The sequence below is a fragment of the Streptococcus oralis ATCC 35037 genome, assembly GCF_900637025.1.
Classification (GTDB): Bacteria; Bacillota; Bacilli; order Lactobacillales; family Streptococcaceae; genus Streptococcus; species Streptococcus oralis.
In genome coordinates this window covers 1324510-1340393 of sequence record NZ_LR134336.1, presented here as the reverse complement: position 1 = coordinate 1340393, position 15884 = coordinate 1324510, and the positions used below count along the sequence as shown (strand labels likewise).

The 15884-nt window shown below is 40.8% G+C and carries 18 protein-coding genes; 16 read left to right on the top strand and 2 right to left on the bottom strand.

The window, feature by feature from the left end; genetic code table 11:
- The first annotated feature begins 8 nt into the window (after positions 1-8).
- From EL140_RS06720 to yaaA, 3 genes are all read left to right on the top strand, one after another.
- A complete protein-coding gene (locus EL140_RS06720) occupies positions 9-1604 on the top strand; it encodes a hypothetical protein (protein WP_000821455.1) in 1596 nt (531 codons plus the stop codon).
- A gap of 86 nt (positions 1605-1690) precedes the next feature.
- Entirely contained in the window at positions 1691-1822 is a 132-nt protein-coding gene (locus EL140_RS06710; RefSeq protein WP_002874755.1) for a DUF3953 domain-containing protein, read from the top strand.
- Positions 1823-1901: 79 nt separating this feature from the next.
- Positions 1902-2630, top strand: a complete 729-nt coding sequence (yaaA, locus tag EL140_RS06705) for a peroxide stress protein YaaA (RefSeq protein ID WP_002874754.1) — start codon at positions 1902-1904, stop codon at positions 2628-2630.
- A 31-nt stretch (positions 2631-2661) separates the two neighbouring features.
- Here yaaA and EL140_RS06700 read toward each other — a convergent pair whose 3' ends face one another.
- Together EL140_RS06700 and EL140_RS06695 are read right to left on the bottom strand one after the other, a co-directional pair.
- Positions 2662-3210, bottom strand: a complete 549-nt coding sequence (locus tag EL140_RS06700) for an NADPH-dependent FMN reductase (protein WP_000039627.1) — start codon at positions 3208-3210, stop codon at positions 2662-2664.
- A gap of 91 nt (positions 3211-3301) precedes the next feature.
- Positions 3302-3748, bottom strand: coding sequence for a MarR family winged helix-turn-helix transcriptional regulator (locus tag EL140_RS06695; protein WP_000816316.1), 447 nt, complete (start codon positions 3746-3748; stop codon positions 3302-3304).
- A gap of 118 nt (positions 3749-3866) precedes the next feature.
- On the opposite strand from EL140_RS06695, the gene EL140_RS06690 reads away from it, so the two are divergent.
- The 13 genes from EL140_RS06690 (at position 3867) to EL140_RS06630 (ending at position 15860) form a co-directional block, all read left to right on the top strand.
- On the top strand, positions 3867-4343 hold the full coding sequence (locus EL140_RS06690; RefSeq protein WP_000776857.1) for a cell wall elongation regulator TseB-like domain-containing protein: 477 nt from the start codon (positions 3867-3869) through the stop codon (positions 4341-4343).
- A gap of 9 nt (positions 4344-4352) precedes the next feature.
- Positions 4353-5531, top strand: a complete 1179-nt coding sequence (locus EL140_RS06685) for a pyridoxal phosphate-dependent aminotransferase (protein WP_000777434.1) — start codon at positions 4353-4355, stop codon at positions 5529-5531.
- A gap of 152 nt (positions 5532-5683) precedes the next feature.
- Positions 5684-7027 (top strand): asparagine--tRNA ligase, encoded by a 1344-nt coding sequence (asnS, locus tag EL140_RS06680; protein WP_000167133.1) that lies wholly within the window; start codon positions 5684-5686, stop codon positions 7025-7027.
- Positions 7028-7175: 148 nt separating this feature from the next.
- Entirely contained in the window at positions 7176-7466 is a 291-nt protein-coding gene (gene rpsF / locus EL140_RS06675) for a 30S ribosomal protein S6 (RefSeq protein ID WP_001151782.1), read from the top strand.
- Between the two features lie 11 nt (positions 7467-7477).
- Positions 7478-7948, top strand: coding sequence for a single-stranded DNA-binding protein SsbA (gene ssbA / locus EL140_RS06670; protein WP_000609595.1), 471 nt, complete (start codon positions 7478-7480; stop codon positions 7946-7948).
- 31 nt (positions 7949-7979) lie between these two features.
- Positions 7980-8219 carry a 30S ribosomal protein S18 gene (rpsR, locus tag EL140_RS06665; protein ID WP_000068664.1) on the top strand — a complete coding sequence of 80 codons (240 nt, stop codon included), beginning with the start codon at positions 7980-7982 and terminating at the stop codon, positions 8217-8219.
- 309 nt (positions 8220-8528) lie between these two features.
- The gene (locus EL140_RS06660) at positions 8529-9038 is read left to right on the top strand and encodes a GNAT family N-acetyltransferase (RefSeq protein WP_002875475.1); all 510 of its coding nucleotides are present in this window, start codon (positions 8529-8531) and stop codon (positions 9036-9038) included.
- A gap of 438 nt (positions 9039-9476) precedes the next feature.
- Positions 9477-10625 (top strand): non-hydrolyzing UDP-N-acetylglucosamine 2-epimerase, encoded by a 1149-nt coding sequence (wecB, locus tag EL140_RS06655; RefSeq protein WP_000734440.1) that lies wholly within the window; start codon positions 9477-9479, stop codon positions 10623-10625.
- A 6-nt stretch (positions 10626-10631) separates the two neighbouring features.
- Positions 10632-11411 (top strand): hypothetical protein, encoded by a 780-nt coding sequence (locus tag EL140_RS06650; protein WP_000800619.1) that lies wholly within the window; start codon positions 10632-10634, stop codon positions 11409-11411.
- 142 nt (positions 11412-11553) lie between these two features.
- The gene (locus EL140_RS06645) at positions 11554-12864 is read left to right on the top strand and encodes a glycosyltransferase family 2 protein (RefSeq protein WP_000625486.1); all 1311 of its coding nucleotides are present in this window, start codon (positions 11554-11556) and stop codon (positions 12862-12864) included.
- An 8-nt stretch (positions 12865-12872) separates the two neighbouring features.
- Positions 12873-13976, top strand: coding sequence for a family 8 glycosyl hydrolase (locus tag EL140_RS06640; RefSeq protein WP_000856184.1), 1104 nt, complete (start codon positions 12873-12875; stop codon positions 13974-13976).
- 122 nt (positions 13977-14098) lie between these two features.
- Positions 14099-15499, top strand: a complete 1401-nt coding sequence (locus EL140_RS06635) for a bifunctional Cof-type HAD-IIB family hydrolase/peptidylprolyl isomerase (protein WP_000338986.1) — start codon at positions 14099-14101, stop codon at positions 15497-15499.
- Position 15500: 1 nt separating this feature from the next.
- Entirely contained in the window at positions 15501-15860 is a 360-nt protein-coding gene (locus EL140_RS06630; RefSeq protein WP_000689615.1) for a S1 RNA-binding domain-containing protein, read from the top strand.
- The last annotated feature ends 24 nt before the right edge of the window (positions 15861-15884 follow it).

Here is a 15884-nt window from a genome sequence, read left to right as displayed (position 1 = left end):
GAATTCAGATGAAACGCATACTATTTGAACTTGTTTTTATCGCAACGACCTGGTATATATTTTTACCACCCTTCAATCTGACTAGTTGGGAATTCATCTTCTTTCTCTGTGGGCATTTGGTGGTGATGGGGATTTTGTTTAGTTTCCGCAAGGATACCAATCTCCTCAAAACTGTTCACCTACGCCATGGCAAGGCTACCAAAGATCTCAATCTAGAAGGATTCCTTTTTACCAAACTTAGTAGAGGATTGTTTCTGACTGCAGCTATCATTTTTGCCCTTGCTGGTCTGGTAAGCCTAGTAACCTCTAGCTTTTTCCAAGCAAAAAATTATGCTAATGTGGTGTCTATCACAGAAAAAGATTTTAAAGATTTTCCTAAGAGTGATACCAGTAAGGTTCCAATCCTAGATCGGAGCACTGCAGAGAAGATTGGAGATCGTTATCTAGGCTCTCTGACGGATAAGGTCTCCCAGTACGTAGCAGCAGATACTTATACCCAGCTGACGGTTGATGGCAAACCTTATCGAGTAACTCCTTTGGAGTATGCCGACCCGATCAAATGGTTTAATAATCAGTCCAAGGGAATTGGCGAGTATATCAAGGTTGATATGGTGACAGGAAATGCGGAATTGGTGGATTTAAAAACGCCAATGAAGTATTCAGACTCCGAGTATTTTAACCGAGACGTCAAACGTCATCTTCGGATCAAGTACCCAACCAAGATTTTTAAAACGCCCTCCTTTGAGGTGGATGATGAAGGCAATCCTTTCTATGTAGCAACCGTTTATCAAAAGCAGTTTGGTCTAGGAGTTCCTCGCCCTTCGTCTGTTATTATCTTAGACGCCACCAATGGAGAAACCAAGGAATACAGCTTGGATGAAGTACCAGAATGGGTGGATCGTGTCTATCCAGCAGAAGAAACCATCCAGCAAATCAACTATAACGGCAAGTATAAAGACGGCTTCTGGAATGCCTTGATTTCTAAGAAAAACGTTACCCAAACGACCGAGGGCTATAACTATCTTTCTATCGGAAATGACATTTATCTCTACACTGGGGTGACTTCAGCCAACGCTGACGAAAGTAATCTAGGATTTATCCTTGAAAATATGCGCACTGGTGAAATCACCAAGTACAATCTAGCTTCAGCAACCGAAGAATCAGCCCGTGCTTCCGCAGAAGGAGCAGTGCAGGAAAAAGCCTATAAGGCGACCTTCCCTATCCTTGTCAATCTCAATGACAAACCGCTCTACATCATGGGATTGAAGGACAATGCAGGTTTGGTCAAGGAGTATGCTTTGGTTGATGCAGTAGAGTACCAAAACGTCATCGTAGCAGCTACAGTAGATGAACTCCTCAGCAAATATGCCAATAAAAACGACCTCGAGCTGGATAATGAAACGGTAGAAAACATCAAGGGAGTGGTTTCAGACCTTAAATCAGCTGTTATCAAGGGTGACACCGTCTACTTCTTCAAAGTTGATGGCAAGATTTATAAAGTCAAGGCTTCCGTGTCAGACGACCTTCCTTACCTTGAAAATGGGCAATCCTTTGAAGGTCAAGTTGGAAAAGATAATTATCTCAAGACCTTTAAAGTACAATAATACTCTTCGAAAATCAAATTCAAACTACGTCAGCGTCGCCTTGCCGTACTCAAGTACTGCCTGCGGCTAGCTTCCTAGTTTGCTCTTTGATTTTCATTGAGTATAAAAATAGGTTTTCTCAGTTCAAGGAGAAAAAAGATAAATTCTTATCTATCTTAACAAGCTTAGCTGGCACAGCCCTTGTTCTCGTGGCTATCTGGTTAGGATGGCCAAAATAAACAGAGAAACCTCGGTGTGAACCGAGGTTTTTAAGATGAAATTCTTGGTCGTGGTTGAAAAATATGCTACACTAACAATATGAAAATTTTAATCCCAACAGCAAAAGAAATGAACACAGACCATCCTTGTATCGAAGCGCTCCCCTTGAGGGAAGAAAGTCAGGTAGTCCTTGACTCACTGGCGCACTACTCAGCCAGTGAATTAGAGACTTTTTATAAGGTATCTGCCGAGAAAGCAGAAGAAGAGTACGCTCATATTCAAGCTTTAAAAGATCACAGGGCTAAACATTATCCAGCCTTGAAACTTTTCGATGGTCTCATGTATCGTCACATCAAACGAGATGAGTTAACCAAGGCTGAACAAACCTATCTTGAAAATCATGTCCTAATTACCTCGGCTTTATACGGTGTTGTCCCCGCCTTGTCGCCCATGGCTCCTCACCGTTTGGACTTCTTGATGAAGTTAAAAGTTGCTGGGAAGACTTTAAAGAGTCATTGGAAGTCAGCCTACGATGAGGCACTAGAGGATGAGGATTTGATATTCTCACTCCTATCATCAGAGTTTGAAACCGTATTTTCGAAGGAAATTAGAGAAAAGATAGTGACCTTCAAATTTATGGAGGACAAGGCAGGCCAGCTGAAAATCCACTCAACCATTTCAAAAAAAGCCCGTGGTGCCTTTTTAACCGCCTTGATAGAGGGGCAAGTCCATACAGTCGAACAAGCTCGCAAGCTCCGCTTTGCCGGCTTTGACTACCGACCTGATTTATCAAGTGATTTAGAACTCGTCTTTGTGAAACAAGCATAAAACCAGCTCATTCGAGCTGGTTTTTGCTAGATTAGTTGATGGCTACAAGAAGGTCGTCCGCTTGTTTTGCAAGTGATGAAGCAGTTGCTTCTTCTAACACCAATTTTCCGTCTGCCCAAGCAGAGTCATTGACACGAGCAGCTGTAAAATCACCAACGACTTGTGTACGGATAAATGGCAAGAGGTCTTTGTAAATAGCAAAGAGTTGATCGTGACCAGCATTGGCTACAGATGAGACAGTAACAAACTTGTCTTGGAGGGCAGAAGCACCACGTGTATCAGACAAGTCAATGGCGCGAGAGAGCCAGTCAAGCAAGTTTTTCACTGTTCCAGGGATAGAGAAGTTGTAGACTGGAGAGAAGATCCAGATAGCATCCGCAGCAAGGACTGCTTCACGAGCAGCAGCTACAGCTGGATGAGTTGGAACTTCCAAATCTTGGCTGAAGAGAGGAACAGCTGAGTAATCAAGATAGCTAACTTCTGCTTTTCCAGCAAGTGCTTTTTCAGCTTCGAGGGCCATTTGGTGGTTGAAAGAACCTTGGCGTAGTGAACCGACGATAAATAATACTTTTTTAGACATGATGTGTCTCCTTTAGTTTAAAATTCAAAGAGCGAACTCTTTTGTTACCATCCATGTTACAACAAATGATACTAATTAGCAATAATTTTGCTCACAAATTTTTAAATTTTTTTAAAATCTGGATTAAGTCTTCCTTTTCGCCATCTTCCAAGATGCTGAGTGCTTCTACAATCGAATCGATATGGTCAGGAAGAACCTCCTCGATTTTTCTGCGTCCTGCAGGTGTTAATTTCAGGAAAAAGGAGCGACGATCCTTGGGGTCGCAAGTTCTAGAAATCCATCCATCTCGAACCATATTTCGAATGACAACAGTCATGTTTCCAGAAGTGGCCAACATTTTTTCAATCAAATCCTGAATGCGTAGTTCCCCCTTGCTATAGAGGGTTTCCAAAACTGAAAATTGGGTGGGTGTTAGCCCGTGTTCTTTAGCAGCCTTGGCTTCATATGGTTTAAAAGTTCGTATGGCTTTATTGAGGACGATAGCCGTTTTTAAGTCTAGTTGATTATCGGAAATTTTCTCTTTCAAATATTGTTTCATAAGGCTATTTTATCAATAATGAGAGAGAAAAACAAGAACTTATATTTTATAGGAAAAGAATCTTAGAATGTTCCCGTCTTCACTTGTAATAAAGAAGGAGAGATGGTAAAATAGACGAGTGAAACTAAGACAGAAAAAAGCAAAAAACAAGCTACTTTTACAGTATGGAATCGGCATTGCTCTGGTAGTACTAGTCATGACCACTTCCTTCCTTTATCTGATATCACTCAGCATGAAACCCTATCAAGATGCTAGAGTTGAGGGAGAAAAACTAGCCAAGCAGTATGCAGAATTGGAAAAGGCAGATCAGGTTGATTTTTATAATGGACTAGAAGGTTATTACAGCGTTTTAGGACATAATAAAAAGCAAGAGGCCATTGCCGTACTGATTGAAAAGAATGACCACAAGATTTATGTTTATCAGCTTGATAAAGGGATTTCTCAAGACAAGGCAGCGACGATTTCGAGGGAAAAAGGAGCTAGCGACATTGACAAGATTACTTTTGGTCGCTATCAGGACAAGCCGATTTGGGAAGTTAAGTCAGGAAAACAGTACTATCTGGTTGACTTTGAAACAGGAGCAGTGATCCAATAAGGAGGGCATATGAAACTATCCAAACGTGTACTAGAAATGGAAGAAAGCATCACTCTAGCTAGTGATGCAAGAGCCAAAGCATTAAAAGCTCAGGGAAAGGATGTTCTTTTCTTAACCTTGGGACAGCCTGATTTTCATACTCCTGAAAACATTCAGGATGCAGCGGTAGAAGCGATTCGAGATGGACGAGCTTCCTTTTATACAGTTGCTTCAGGCCTACCAGAGTTAAAAGCGGCGGTTAATACCTATTTTGAACGCTATTATGGGTATTCTGTTGCAGCCAACGAGGTTACCTTTGCCACTGGTGCTAAGTTCTCTCTCTACACCTTCTTTATGGCTGTGGTCAATCCAGGTGATGAAGTCATTATCCCTACACCATACTGGGTCAGCTATGGAGACCAGGTCAAAATGGCAGAAGGAGTGCCAGTCTTTGTCCAGGCAAAGGAAGACAATCACTTTAAAGTAACAGTAGAGCAGCTAGAAGCAGCGCGAACAGATAAGACCAAGATCTTAGTTCTCAATTCACCATCGAATCCGACCGGTATGATTTACTCTCGTGAGGAACTCTTGGCTATCGGAAATTGGGCTGTTGCGCATGATGTCCTTATCTTAGCAGATGATATTTATGGTCGTTTGGTTTATAACGGGAACGAATTTGTTCCAATTTCTAGTCTGTCAGAAGCCATTCGCAAGCAAACCATCGTGATTAACGGTGTATCTAAGGCCTATGCCATGACTGGTTGGCGGGTAGGTTATGCTGTGGGAAATCCTGAAATTATTGCTGCCATGAGCAAACTAACAGGACAAACGACCTCCAACCTGACTGCTGTATCACAATATGCTACCATTGAAGCCCTAACTGGACCGCAAGACTCTGTTGAAACCATGCGTCAAGCATTTGAGGAACGGTTGAATACCATTTATCCTCTCTTGTGCCAAGTCCCAGGATTTGAAGTTGTCAAGCCCCAAGGTGCCTTCTATCTTTTCCCAAATGTTAAAAAAGCGATGGAAATGAAGGGTTATACCGATGTGACAGAGTTTACAACGGCTATTCTCGAAGAAGTCGGCCTTGCCTTGATTACAGGAGCTGGATTTGGAGCACCAGAAAATGTTCGTCTCAGCTATGCCACAGACTTGGACACATTAAAAGAAGCTATTCGTCGTTTGCACCAGTTTATGGAAAAATAAAACTTAGAATCTTCGCCTTTTTAGCGAAGATTTTTTGTAACGAAAATCTCGCGATTTTTCTCTAGTAGAACCTAGCTATCACAGTCCATTTATGGTAAAATAGTGGGTAATGATGTCTTCGGACAAGTTAAACGAAAAAAGGAAGATAGATTATGACAAAACGTGTAACAATTATCGATGTAAAAGACTACGTTGGTCAAGAAGTGACCATCGGAGCCTGGGTTGCCAACAAATCTGGAAAAGGGAAAATTGCCTTCTTGCAATTGCGTGATGGGACAGCCTTCTTCCAAGGAGTTGCCTTTAAACCAAACTTTATTGAAAAGTTCGGTGAGGAAGTGGGACTTGAGAAGTTTGATGTCATCAAACGATTGAGCCAAGAAACTTCTGTTTATGTGACAGGAATTGTCAAAGAAGACGAACGTTCTAAGTTTGGCTATGAGCTCGATATCACAGACATCGAAGTGATCGGTGAATCTCAAGATTACCCAATCACACCAAAAGAACACGGAACAGACTTCTTGATGGACAACCGTCACTTGTGGCTCCGCTCTCGCAAGCAAGTAGCGGTGATGCAAATCCGTAACGCTATCATCTATACAACTTATGAGTTTTTCGACAAGAACGGCTTCATGAAATTTGATAGCCCAATTCTTTCAGGAAACGCGGCTGAAGATTCAACAGAACTCTTTGAAACAGACTACTTTGGAACACCAGCCTACTTGAGTCAATCAGGTCAGCTTTACCTAGAAGCAGGGGCTATGGCTCTTGGTCGTGTCTTTGACTTTGGTCCAGTATTCCGTGCTGAAAAATCAAAAACACGCCGTCACTTGACTGAGTTCTGGATGATGGATGCGGAGTACTCTTACTTGACACATGATGAGTCACTTGACTTGCAAGAAGCTTACGTAAAAGCCCTTCTTCAAGGTGTTCTTGACCGTGCACCTCAAGCCTTGGAAACCTTGGAACGTGATACAGAGCTCTTGAAACGCTACATTGCAGAGCCATTCAAACGCATCACTTACGATCAAGCCATTGACCTTTTGCAAGAGCATGAAAATGATGAAGATGCTGACTACGAGCATCTTGAGCATGGCGATGACTTTGGTTCACCACACGAAACATGGATTTCAAACCACTTTGGTGTGCCAACATTTGTTATGAACTACCCAGCAGCCATCAAGGCCTTCTACATGAAACCAGTTCCTGGAAATCCAGAGCGCGTGCTTTGTGCAGATTTGCTCGCACCAGAAGGATATGGAGAAATCATCGGTGGTTCTATGCGTGAGGAAGACTACGATGCTCTTGTTGCTAAAATGGAAGAACTTGGAATGGATCGTACAGAGTATGAATTTTACCTTGACCTTCGTAAATATGGTACAGTACCACATGGTGGATTTGGTATCGGTATTGAACGTATGGTCACTTTCGCAGCAGGTACAAAACACATCCGTGAAGCTATTCCATTCCCACGTATGTTGCACCGTATCAAACCATAAACTAGTAAAAAGAAGATAATTTCATCTTCTTTTTTCACTTTTATCTTGCTATCTATCAGTTTTTCTAGTATAATAGTTTATTGTGAGCAAACCTCACTTACCCCTTGCAAAGACTAGGGGTCATTAGACCAAAAGGAGGAACATATCAATGGCTAAATACGAAATTCTTTATATCATTCGTCCAAACATTGAAGAAGAAGCGAAAAACGCTTTGGTAGCACGTTTTGACTCTATCTTGACTGACAACGGTGCAACTGTTGTTGAATCAAAATCATGGGAAAAACGTCGTCTTGCATACGAAATCCAAGATTTCCGTGAAGGACTTTACCACATCGTTAACGTTGAAGCAAACGACGACGCAGCTCTTAAAGAGTTTGACCGTCTTTCAAAAATCAACGCTGACATTCTTCGTCACATGATCGTCAAACTTGACGCGTAAGAAGGTAAATTATGATTAACAATGTTGTACTTGTAGGGCGTATGACACGTGACGCTGAGTTGCGTTATACCCCATCAAATGTAGCAGTTGCGACTTTTACTCTTGCAGTAAACCGTACATTTAAGAGTCAAAATGGCGAACGTGAGGCTGATTTTATCAATGTCGTTATGTGGCGCCAACAGGCTGAAAATCTTGCTAACTGGGCTAAAAAAGGCTCTCTTATCGGGATCACAGGCCGTATCCAGACTCGTAGTTACGATAACCAGCAAGGACAACGTGTCTACGTAACAGAAGTCGTGGCTGAGAATTTCCAAATGTTGGAAAGCCGTGGAGTGCGCGAAGGACATTCAGGTGGAGCTTATTCTGCACCAACTGCTGGCCAATCAGCACCTGCAAACCCAGTACCAGACTTTTCACGTTCTGAAAATCCATTTGGAGCAACCAATCCATTGGACATTTCAGATGATGATTTACCATTCTAATGGACAATTAATACTATAAAGGAGAAAAAACATGGCTCAACAACGTCGTGGCGGATTCAAACGCCGTAAAAAAGTTGATTACATCGCAGCAAACAAAATTGAATATGTTGATTACAAAGATACTGAGCTTCTTAGCCGTTTCGTTTCAGAACGTGGGAAAATCCTTCCTCGTCGTGTAACAGGAACTTCAGCTAAAAACCAACGTAAAGTAACAACAGCTATCAAACGCGCTCGCGTAATGGCTTTGATGCCTTTCGTAAACGAAGATTAAAGAAAAGACCCTTACGGGTCTTTTTTTCACGAGCATGGAAATGAGAGAGCGAGTTGAGGTCCAGTGGACCTCTTTTTCATGAGCTCGGAAATAAGAAAGCGAATTAAGACCCTTACGGGTCTTTTTTTCACGAGCATGGAAATGAGAAGGCGAGTTCGGTCTGGGTGGACCTCTTTTTCAGATTTTTATGGGACTTTGTTAGAAAGGATTCCCTGTTGACCTAGTAAGATTCTTTTATCTTACTAGGTTTTTCTTTTAATCTTTATTATCGTGCTATAATGGTAGGAGAAAGCTATAAAGGAGCAACTTATGAAGACGATATGTTCAATTAGAAAAATGCAAGAATCTGACATACAAGATCTATCTCGAGGATTTATCAGCCAAGGTTGGCCAAGTAGAGAGGAGATTTTAACTCGATACTTTAAGGAGCAAGAAAGTGGGGAGAGAGAAGTCTTAGTTGCAGAGGTTGAGGGTGCTGTAGCGGGTTACATTACGATTTTACCCGATGCTAAGCAGGGTCCCTTTGCTGGAATGGCTCCAGAACTTTCAGATTTCAATGTCTTTGAGCCCTTTCAAAATCAAGGTATTGGAAATCTCTTGCTGGAAGAAGCAGAAAAACGAGTTAGGCTCATATCAGATAAGGTGACCCTTGGTGTTGGGCTCCATTCAGGGTATGGACCTGCCCAGAGATTGTACATCAAACGAGGCTATATTCCAGATGGGACGGGTGTTTGGTATCAGAACCATCAACCGGCCATGAATGCGGTTTGTGAAGATATCGGAGAATTGGTCTTGTATCTGTCGAAAAATTTGTTTTAAGACAGATTTTATAAGATTTAAATTTTAAATATAGTAAACAATCACAGTCCCTTTTTCATTCGAAAAAGGGATTTTTTTGTTTGAAATTGTTTAATTTATTTCTCAAAGTGACAAAATATAATTGTTTGAAATATCAAGATAAAAATAAATATCGAAAAAAACATATAAGGTTTAGTTTTTTAAAATACGGATTCTTTTGAAAAAGTCTTAAAATTTCCTAAAATAAGGCTTTTTAAAGGTTGTAAATAATATTGTTACAAAAAGGTTACAAATTGTTAAAATTAAATTAAATGCAATAATATAATTTGGAAAAAATTTGACATATAAATTAATTGACGGTAAAATAATTAAGATAATCAAATTAATTGATTTGCGCAATAATTCGATATAAAGATTAATCTGATATGTCAAATTTTGTTATAGTAGAAGGATAGCATAATGAAGAAACTGAAAGTGATGGTTGTTTTTGGAACACGACCAGAAGCTATTAAAATGGCCCCTTTAGTGTTAGAATTGCAAAAACATAGTGACAGCATTGAGACAATCACAGTTGTGACAGCTCAGCATCGTCAAATGCTAGATCAAGTTCTTGAAACTTTTAGCATCGAGCCACATTATGACCTGGATATTATGGGGAAAAATCAATCCCTCTTAGATATTACTGGAAAAATTTTAGAAAAGTTTGATCCAGTTGTTAAGCAAGAACTTCCAGATATGATTCTTGTTCATGGAGATACAACGACAACTTTTGCAGCAAGTTTAGTTGCTTTCTATAATCAGGTACGTATCGGCCACGTTGAAGCTGGTCTAAGGACCTTTGATAAGTATTCTCCTTTTCCAGAAGAAATGAATCGTCAGATGACTGATAACCTAGCGGATCTTTATTTTGCTCCAACTAGTGAGAGTAAAGAAAATCTCCTCAAGGAAAATCACCCTGAGTCTGCTATTGTCATTACGGGGAATACAGCCATTGATGCATTGAAACTAACCGTTCAATCGGATTACTATCATGAAGTTCTAGATCAATTGGATCCAGATAAGAAACTTGTATTGGTAACCATGCATCGTCGTGAGAATCAAGGTCATCCAATGAGAAATGTCTTTACAGCTTTACGTGAGATGGTCGATCTTCATCAGGAAATTGAAGTTGTTTATCCTGTTCACCTTAGCCCTGCTGTGCAAGAAGCAGCAAACGATATCTTAGCTGGTCACGATCGTATTCACTTGATTGAGCCTTTAGATGTACTTGATTTTCATAATTTGGCTTCAAGAAGCTATTTTATCATGACTGACTCTGGAGGTGTTCAGGAAGAGGCGCCTTCTCTCGGCAAACCTGTCCTTGTCCTTCGTGACACGACGGAACGTCCAGAAGGAGTAAGAGCAGGTACGTTGAAGCTAGTTGGTACGGATCCAGTATGTGTGAAAGAAGCGATGGCAGCACTCTTAACAGATGAAACTCTTTATAGACAAATGTCTCAGGCACCAAATCCTTATGGAGATGGAAGAGCCTCTGAACGAATCGTACAATCCATTCAACAGTACTTTGGGGCAGCGACTTCGGTATCTGAATTCAAGGGGGGGAAATAAGATAAAATGAAAAATTGGAGTCAATTTAAAAACTGGCTTATGGCTTTGCTTGCCTGTGAGGTCATTCTTTTGGTGCTTTGTTTTTTGTATGCTCGAGCAATCATTTTAGAACAAATCTTGTTTTTAGCTTTAGCCTTGTTTGCAGTGTTGGTATTATCTGACCTTTTGCTTACTTGGACCCTTATCTTAGCATTTGGCTTTGGACTTATCGTTTTGGTTGCGGGTGTGGTTTATATCCCAATCATTCAACTGATCTTCTTATTGATCAGTTTTCCACTTTTGATTGGGATTCTACTTAAGGTTCGTTATTATTTCTTCAAGGTGGCCTCAAAGGTCCAAGAACAGGAGGACGAAGCTCGAGCAGATTACCAAGCTATGGTCACTGAACAAAGTGATGTTACGGTTCAATCTTTATTGATTCATTGGGCACATGAAGATTTGTTCTTCCAGATTAAACCAAAAGAACATAACCAGATGCTCAGTCGTATTCAAGAGGTAATTGCTCAGGAATTGAGTTACAACGATAAGCTCTATTACGTTTCGGATGGTAATTTTCTCGTTCTATCGAGTACTAACCAATATTCTTTGAAGGAACTTTATTTGAATGGTTTGCAGGAGAAACTAAGCAGTTTAGTTTTTCATGGAGAAGATGGCAATCAAGGAATTCAGTTCCAAACAGGCTATTTGGTGATTAACTCTGATAATAAAGATAAATACCAAGACTACGCAGATGTTGCCAGTCATCTCAAACGTCAACTAGAGACAGATGTAATTGTAGAATATTAGGAGGGAAACATGACTTTAACCGAACTATTTTTTGGTATTGCTTTGGGACTCAGTCTCGCCTTTGGCATTTGTTTTATCATACTATTTATTGCATACAATATTCTTTACCATCGAGTGAACAAAAATTTTAAGGCGGTGAATCATGATTAGTCAAATGTTAATGATTTTTACCTTGCTTACAATTTGGATTTCTCTAGCTTGGGGCTTGGTAATTCTCTTTTCGGCAGTACACTTTTGGTTTAAACACAGTGATTTTCGTGTAGACACTTCGCCGCTACCTTATTATCCGAAGGTCACCATTGTTGTTCCTGCCCATAATGAGGATGTGGTTATTGCCCAAACGGCAAAAGCTATCTTGGATATGAACTATCCTCACGACCGTGTGGAGTTGCTCTTATTTGCGGATAACTGTTCGGATAACATCTATGCAGAATGTTTGTCTGTACAAGCCATGCCTGAATATGCAGGAAGAAATCTAACCATTATCGACCGTACTGGTACGGGAGGAAAAGCGGGCGTTCTAAATGATGCTTTGGAGATGGCAACAGGTGAATACATCTGTGTTTATGATGCGGATGCCATGCCTGAAAAAAATGCCCTTTATTTCCTTGTCAAAGAAGTGATGAAGGATCCAGAACGTCATGTGGCATCTTTCGGCCGCAACAAGACTCGAAATGCCAATCAAAATTTCTTGACTCGTTGTATCAACCAGGAAATCGTTGTTACTCAGCGCGTGCACCACGTTGGGATGTGGCATCTCTTTAAAATTGGGCGTATCCCAGGAACCAACTTTATCATTCAAACCGACTTTGTAAAGAGTATCGGTGGTTGGAAAAATGGTGCCTTAACCGAGGATACCGATATTTCCTTCAAAATCATGCAGAGTGGTAAATTGATCGCCCTTGCTTATAACTCAGAGGCTTTCCAACAAGAACCTGAGACTTTAAAGAGTTACTATATGCAACGAAAACGCTGGGCAAAAGGAAATTATGAAGTTGTTCTCTCAAACTTTAAGCATCTATTTGGCAGAGCAAACTGGCGCGTTAAACTAGAAGTCTTTAACTATTCTTGTGTTTTCTTTTGGTTTAACTTTGCCATTGTCCTATCGGATTTGATTTTCCTAGCGAATGTGCTAGCGATCTGCCTTAATCTTTTCTTCCCAGATGTCAGGGTTCCATTTGCTTTTGATGCGGACAATATCTACATCGCCCAGCTCATGCTCTTTAACTGGATTCTCATGATTGGTCTTTATTTGATGCAAATTATGACAGCATTGGCAAGTCAATTTGGACAAGCTACTACAAAGCAAATCTGGTTGGCTTTGGCTGCCTATTTCACTTATGCACAGATGTTTATCGTTGTTTCCATTGATTCCATTTCTTCAATCGTTCTGGACAAGGTACTCCGACGAAAAGAAACCAAGTGGGTTAAAACCAAGCGATTTGCAGGATAGGAGGTTCTATGAAAACGAATAAATTAAAATATGTCTGGTTTGTGCTCATCCTTTCTATCTTTTGTTTAGCCTTGTTTTTAGTAAGAGGAAGGACTAAAATCGAGATGCGGAATCGAATTTACAGCCAATGGAGCCAGCAGTTTCTTGTTACAAAAGGCGATCAGTCTTATGTTCGTACGACGAATGATTCTGAGGAAACAACAGTTTTATCAGAGGCCCAAAGTTACGGCATGCTCATAACGGTTTTAGCAGCCCAAAAAGGGCAAGCAACACAAGCAGATTTTGATAACCTTTATCGCTATTACCAAAATCATCGTATCGAGGGAACGCAGTTGATGTCTTGGAAGCAAGTAATCACAAATGGTAGCGAATCGGTTGAGAAGCAAAACGCAACCGATGGTGATCTCTACATCGCTTATTCTTTGATTGAAGCTGCCAAGCAGTGGCCAGATAAGGCGCAGGAATACCAAGAGCAAGCTAAAAAAATCTTGGATGATATCCTTAAGTACAATTACAACGAGGAAACTGGTGTCCTGACAGTAGGGAACTGGGCAAACAAGGATTCCGATTATTATTACTTGATGCGGACGTCTGATACTCTTCCCCACTATTTCCAATCTTTTTATGACCTGACTGGAAACAAACAGTGGTTAGATGTTAAGGATAAGATGCTTGGGCAATTGGAGCAAATCAGTTCTCATTCTGAAACGGGCCTCTTACCAGACTTTATCTGGGCTGAGAAGTCTGGGGCACGTCTTGTTGATGCTAATACTATCGAATCTCAATATGATGGAGCGTATTCTTATAACGCTTGCCGTTTGCCTTATCACTTGTCTCAGAGCCAGGATGAAAGAAGCCAAAAACTCGTTCAAAAGATGATGGATTTCTTTATGAAAGAGCAGCGTATTTATGCGGGATATGACTTGAATGGAACGGCCCTCAATCAATACCAGGCAGGTAGCTTCTTGGCACCGATTACCTATGCGTCTGACAAGGGAGAAGGCTATCTGAAACTTCTTCAGCAAAATAAATACATTTTTACACAAGATTTACCTATAGAGAGCTACTATGATGCAACGATGATTACCATGATTGCTCTAGAGATGTTCTAGAATGAAAAGAGAGGGCTGGTTATACTGGCTCTCTTTTTGATAGGATTTTCATCTTTTTCCAAAAAAGGAATTTCAACAGCTTTATGGTATAATGGAAGGAGTGATGGAAAAGAGGTAGAGAGATGGATGCGAAATTAAAATACAAGGCAAAGAAGATTAAAATCGTCTTTTTTGATATTGATGATACCTTGCGTACGTCAAAGACAGGTTTTATTCCAGCTACAATTCCCACTGTCTTTAAACAATTGCGTGAAAAAGGAATTTTAACAGGAATCGCCTCTGGGCGTGGTATTTTTGGTGTTGTTCCAGAGATTCGTGAGCTCAAACCGGACTTTTTTGTAACCCTAAATGGGGCCTATATAGAAGATAAAAAAGGTAAGGTCATTTATCAACATCAGATTGACAAGTCAGATGTTGAGGAGTATATCTCTTGGACGAAGGAAGAGGGAATTGAGTACGGCCTGGTTGGTAGTCATGACGCCAAACTCTCCGCGCGAACAGAACTGATCAGTGAGGCTATTGATCCGATTTATCCAAACTTGGATGTGGATCCTAACTTCCATGAAAAAACGGATATATACCAGATGTGGACCTTTGAGGATAAAGGGGCTGATTTGCACCTACCAGAGTCTTTATCGGATAAACTTCGCATGGTGCGTTGGCATGAACATTCATCTGATATCGTGCCGATTTCAGGATCCAAAGCAACTGGTGTAGCCAAGGTGGTAGAACATATAGGCTTGAAACCAGAGAATGTCATGGTCTTTGGGGATGGTCTCAATGACTTGGAACTCTTTGATTATGCTGGAATCAGTATTGCTATGGGTGTTTCCCATGATAAAATCAAAGAAAAAGCAGATTATATTACAAAAACAGTAGAAGAAGATGGCATTTTTGATGCCTTAGAAGGATTTGGTATGGTAGAAAAAGAATTGCATTTCCCACAAGTAGACATTGAAACAGTAGAAGGTCCTCTTGCGACCATTAAAACAAATCACGGAGACTTGCGTATCAAGCTCTTCCCTGAACAGGCTCCCAAAACAGTAGCAAACTTTGTTGCTCTGTCAAAAGACGGTTACTATGATGGTGTGATTTTCCACCGAATTATCAAGGACTTTATGATCCAAGGTGGAGACCCAACTGGTACTGGTATGGGTGGTGAGTCAATCTACGGCGACTCTTTTGAAGATGAATTTTCAGAAGAACTCTACAATATCCGTGGTGCCCTTTCTATGGCCAATGCTGGTCCAAATACCAATGGTAGCCAGTTCTTTATCGTGCAAAACCAACATTTGCCATACTCTAAGAAAGAGATTGCGCGTGGTGGCTGGCCAGAACCAATAGCTGAGATTTATGCAGAACAAGGTGGAACTCCTCACCTTGACCGTCGTCATACTGTTTTCGGGCAGTTGCTAGATGCTGAATCTTTTGCGGTCTTGGATGCCATTGCAGCTGTTGAGACAGGTGCAATGGACAAGCCAGTTGAAGATGTAGTAATTGAAACGATTGAAATTGAGGACTAGAATGAAAATTGGTGATAAGCTAAACGGGCGTATTACAGGAATTCAGCCCTATGGTGCCTTTGTCGAGTTAGAGACAGGGGTGACAGGGCTGATTCACATCTCGGAGATTCGGACGGGATTTATTGAAAATATCTATGACATTTTAAAAATTGGCGATGAAGTTCAAGTTCAGGTGGTGGATTTTGACGAATACACTGGGAAGGCCAGTCTTTCTATCCGTACCTTGGAAGAGGAAAAACATCAATTGCCAAGACGGAGACGTTTTTCAAATGATCGGATCAAGCACGGTTTTGCACCACTTGGACGAATGATGCCTGTTTGGACGCGTGAGGCATTAGAGCATTTAAAGAAGAAGCCATAAATACGATTATCTAAACCATTTGTA

Bases quoted from the DNA above. Each gene is read 5' to 3' on its own strand.
- yaaA (WP_002874754.1), top strand. From the start codon at position 1,902: ATGAAAATTTTAATCCCAACAGCAAAAGAAATGAACACAGACCATCCT.
- EL140_RS06640 (WP_000856184.1), top strand. From the start codon at position 12,873: ATGAAAACGAATAAATTAAAATATGTCTGGTTTGTGCTCATCCTTTCT.
- EL140_RS06695 (WP_000816316.1), bottom strand. From the start codon at position 3,748: ATGAAACAATATTTGAAAGAGAAAATTTCCGATAATCAACTAGACTTA.
- EL140_RS06630 (WP_000689615.1), top strand. From the start codon at position 15,501: ATGAAAATTGGTGATAAGCTAAACGGGCGTATTACAGGAATTCAGCCC.
- EL140_RS06720 (WP_000821455.1), top strand. From the start codon at position 9: ATGAAACGCATACTATTTGAACTTGTTTTTATCGCAACGACCTGGTAT.
- rpsF (WP_001151782.1), top strand. From the start codon at position 7,176: ATGGCTAAATACGAAATTCTTTATATCATTCGTCCAAACATTGAAGAA.
- EL140_RS06645 (WP_000625486.1), top strand. From the start codon at position 11,554: ATGATTAGTCAAATGTTAATGATTTTTACCTTGCTTACAATTTGGATT.
- ssbA (WP_000609595.1), top strand. From the start codon at position 7,478: ATGATTAACAATGTTGTACTTGTAGGGCGTATGACACGTGACGCTGAG.
- EL140_RS06700 (WP_000039627.1), bottom strand. From the start codon at position 3,210: ATGTCTAAAAAAGTATTATTTATCGTCGGTTCACTACGCCAAGGTTCT.
- wecB (WP_000734440.1), top strand. From the start codon at position 9,477: ATGAAGAAACTGAAAGTGATGGTTGTTTTTGGAACACGACCAGAAGCT.
- EL140_RS06650 (WP_000800619.1), top strand. From the start codon at position 10,632: ATGAAAAATTGGAGTCAATTTAAAAACTGGCTTATGGCTTTGCTTGCC.
- rpsR (WP_000068664.1), top strand. From the start codon at position 7,980: ATGGCTCAACAACGTCGTGGCGGATTCAAACGCCGTAAAAAAGTTGAT.
- EL140_RS06685 (WP_000777434.1), top strand. From the start codon at position 4,353: ATGAAACTATCCAAACGTGTACTAGAAATGGAAGAAAGCATCACTCTA.
- EL140_RS06660 (WP_002875475.1), top strand. From the start codon at position 8,529: ATGAAGACGATATGTTCAATTAGAAAAATGCAAGAATCTGACATACAA.
- EL140_RS06635 (WP_000338986.1), top strand. From the start codon at position 14,099: ATGGATGCGAAATTAAAATACAAGGCAAAGAAGATTAAAATCGTCTTT.
- asnS (WP_000167133.1), top strand. From the start codon at position 5,684: ATGACAAAACGTGTAACAATTATCGATGTAAAAGACTACGTTGGTCAA.